This window comes from Mycobacterium sp., from assembly GCF_049280035.1.
Taxonomy (GTDB): domain Bacteria; phylum Actinomycetota; class Actinomycetes; order Mycobacteriales; family Mycobacteriaceae; genus Mycobacterium.
Genome location: NZ_JBAPPI010000782.1, coordinates 1 through 3250 on the forward strand (window position 1 = coordinate 1; position 3250 = coordinate 3250).

The following is a 3250-nucleotide window of genomic DNA, read 5'->3' on the forward strand; positions in this document are numbered from 1 at the left end:
GGACCTGGCTCGCCGCGGGCGCCGCGGGCGGTGGGCGCGCGGTCACACCTCTGGTCTATGAGCCGGTGCCGGAATGGATTACCGGGATGGCCGTCGCCGCCTCGGCGTGATCACGTCGTTCCACACCGGCCGTCAACTTTGATCTGACATTGAGGTCATTAATTCTAGGAGTGAGCCCAAATTGACCGATGCGCCACTGGCTGGCATCACCGTAGTGAGCCTCGAACACGCAGTCGCGGCGCCCTACGCCACACGCCAGCTCGCCGACCTCGGCGCGCGGGTGGTGAAGGTCGAGCGGCCGCAGGGCGGCGATTTCGCCCGCGGCTACGACCGCGCGGTGCACGGCGAGTCGAGCTACTTCGTCTGGCTCAACCGTGGCAAGGAGTCGTTGACGGTGGACTTCAAGCAACCCGAGGGCAGACTCATCGTGCAGCGTCTGCTGGAGGGCGCCGACGTGCTGGTGCAGAATTTGGCGCCGGGTGCCGCGGCTCGGCTGGGATTGGACGCCGAATCGGTGGCCCGCGCGCACCCGCAGACCATCACGGCGACCATCAGCGGATACGGACAGGACGGCCCCTGGCGTGACCGCAAGGCTTACGACCTACTGGTACAAGCCGAGGCTGGATTGTTGTCGGTGACCGGTTCGCCAGCCGAGGTGGCGCGCACCGGTGTATCGATCGCCGATATCGCCGCCGGCACGTTCGCCTTCTCCGGAATCCTCACCGCGCTTTACACCCGCGCCACGACCGGTGCGGTGCGGCCGGTGTCGGTGTCGTTGTTCGACGCTTTGGTCGAATGGATGTCCCAACCGCTCTACTACGGCCGGTATGGCGGAACGGCGCCGCCACGCACGGGTGCGCGGCATCCGACGATCGCCCCGTACGGCCCAGTAACCGCGGGCGACGGAGGCACGGTGTTGCTCGCGGTGCAGAACCCAGCCGAATGGCAACGGCTCTGCGAGATCGTCTTGGACAGAACGGATCTCGTCGCCGACCCGAGGTTCGCGACAAACCCGCATCGAGTAGCGCACCGCGACGAGTTGGAGGCGATCATCACCTCCGTGGCGGCGCGGCTGAGCGCAGAGGAACTCGAAGAGCGCCTGCAGAGCGCGGGCGTGGCCCACGCACGCATGAACGGTGTTGACCAGTTGTGGCTGCATCCGGTACTCGTCGGCCGGGATCGGTGGCACGAAATTCAGACGCCCGGCGGTCCGGCCGCCGCGCTGCCGCCGCCCGCCGGCCTGGCCGGCGTCGATCCGGTGATTGGCGACGTGCCCGCGCTGGGCGAGCACAACCGAAAGATATTGTGCGAGTTGGGATATTCGGCGCCAGCGATCGATGATCTCATCGCCGCCGGCGTCACGACCGCTTAGCGCACGACCCGACTACTTCATGCGCCCGAAGAAGCCGCGATTGATACAGGTCATCAACACGTCGATGAGATCGTCGTCGTCAATCGGTTCGGGCAGATCGAGAGCCGCCTGCGGTACCCGGGTGACGAGCGCACGCAGGATCAGCGCCGCGACCACCGGGTCGAACGGATACCGACCCGGTCCGCGAATCAGCATCCTGGCCGCACCGATGTCCATCTGCACCTGACCGTTCTCCCCGATGCTCACGATGGTGGGATCGTCGGTGGCGCCCTCGGCCCACGCCTCGATGCAACCCGAATAACGGTCATAAAACTCGACGTAGGTGCCCAGCCACTGCCGCAGCGTCGACTTCTTGGCCACCGGATCGACGTGGGCGATCCGCTCGGCGAATGCCATTCCGGCCCCGTAGATCTCGGCGGCCACGGCGGCGAGCAGATCCTGCTTATCGCTGAAGTACTTGTAGAACGTGCCCCGCGCCACGTTGGCCGCCTCGACGATGTCATCGACACTGGTGCTGCGATAGCCGCGGGCACGGAACTGGGCGGCGCCGGCCTCGGCCAAAGCATTCACGGTATTGACGGCGCGCTTACTGAGGCTGGCGGTGCGCTCGCTGATAGAAAGCCCCTCGACGTCCGGGGCCGGAGGCACCTCGAGGGCGTCCACGTCAGCCGCCGGGTCGGTGCTGGCGTGCAGGCGCAACGACGTCAACACCGATGGCGGGGTGTCGGGGAACAACATCAGCTGCAGGAATACCGACAGCGTGTCGACGGCGTCTTTGGCGCTACGGCAGTAGGCGCGGTCGGTGTGCACGAACAGATTGATGCGGTGCACCAGCGCGGTCATCGTCATGGCCGCGACCTCCGGGTCCAGGCCCTTCAGGCCCGAGGCGGCGAGCCGCTCAGCGACGCGGTGGTTGTAACTGCGCACGAACCGGGTAATTTCGGGACGCACCTTGGTGTCCGACGAGGCGATCGCCGTCCACTGCACGAACATCGTGGAGTACTTGTCGAATACCCAGCTCCACTCGCCCAGCCACCAGTTCAGATTGTCGAAGCCCACCTCGTCCGCCCCGAGGGGACCGATGCGCCGCGCCACCCGAAACAACGCGCTGCCGCATTCGTTGAGCAGCTCCAGGAAGATCTCGTCCTTGCCCTTGAAGTACTGGTACAGGGTGGCCCGGGAGACCCCGGCTGCTTTGGCTATCGCGTCGACCGATGTGTCGAAGTACCCGACCCGGCCGAACAGCTCCAACGAAACCTCGGCGATCCGGCCCCGGGTGCTGGCACCGCGAGCGCCCACGGCGGGACTGGACGGGCCGTAGCTGGCCCTGCGGACGATCGAGGCTTCGGACATCGTCTTTCCAGCCTATGGCCGATCCGGGCTACCCGCGTCGCGCCCAGCGGCGTTTCGCGGGACGAGGAACTCCGCGGTGCCGGTGATCGCGACCCCGCCTGTCTGCCGGGTGGCAGTCAACTCCACGCTCACCCGGTCGGCGTCGAACTCCGCCGATACCGCGGTAATGATGCCCGAACAGGTCAACACGTCGCCCGGCCAGACCTGCTCGCGGAAGCGGACACCGAAGCGGCGCACGCCGCCCGCGCTCAGCCAGTCGGTGGCGAACCCGGCCAGCAGCGCCGCGGAGAACATGCCTTGTGCGAACACCGAAGGGTAGCCCGCGGACTGCGCGAGCTGATCGTCGTAATGCATGGGGTTGAGGTCGCCGGACGCGCCGGCGTAGCGGACGAACATCTGCCTGGTCAGTGGCCCGAACTCACGGGCCGAAGCTTGCACGCCCACGCTCAATGCGGTGGTCGCCGTCAGCTGCGCCCCTGCGCCTTCGCCGGGGCTCATCGCGGAGCCGTCTCGATGAAGGTGGCC

3 protein-coding genes and 1 pseudogene are annotated in these 3250 nt (G+C 67.0%); 2 read left to right on the top strand and 2 right to left on the bottom strand.

What is annotated here, in order from left to right:
* Positions 1 to 110 (top strand): annotated as a pseudogene (locus tag WAN71_RS24925) (3-carboxyethylcatechol 2,3-dioxygenase); the annotation flags it as partial.
* Between the two features lie 71 nt (positions 111 to 181).
* Positions 182 to 1372, top strand: coding sequence for a CaiB/BaiF CoA transferase family protein (locus WAN71_RS24930; protein ID WP_422227889.1), 1191 nt, complete (start codon positions 182 to 184; stop codon positions 1370 to 1372).
* A gap of 12 nt (positions 1373 to 1384) precedes the next feature.
* Here the strand turns inward: WAN71_RS24930 and WAN71_RS24935 are convergent, their stop codons facing one another.
* Both WAN71_RS24935 and WAN71_RS24940 read right to left on the bottom strand, forming a co-directional pair.
* Positions 1385 to 2725, bottom strand: coding sequence for a TetR/AcrR family transcriptional regulator (locus tag WAN71_RS24935; protein WP_422227890.1), 1341 nt, complete (start codon positions 2723 to 2725; stop codon positions 1385 to 1387).
* Between the two features lie 12 nt (positions 2726 to 2737).
* A complete protein-coding gene (locus tag WAN71_RS24940; RefSeq protein WP_422227891.1) occupies positions 2738 to 3223 on the bottom strand; it encodes a MaoC/PaaZ C-terminal domain-containing protein in 486 nt (161 codons plus the stop codon).
* Positions 3224 to 3250: the final 27 nt, after the last annotated feature.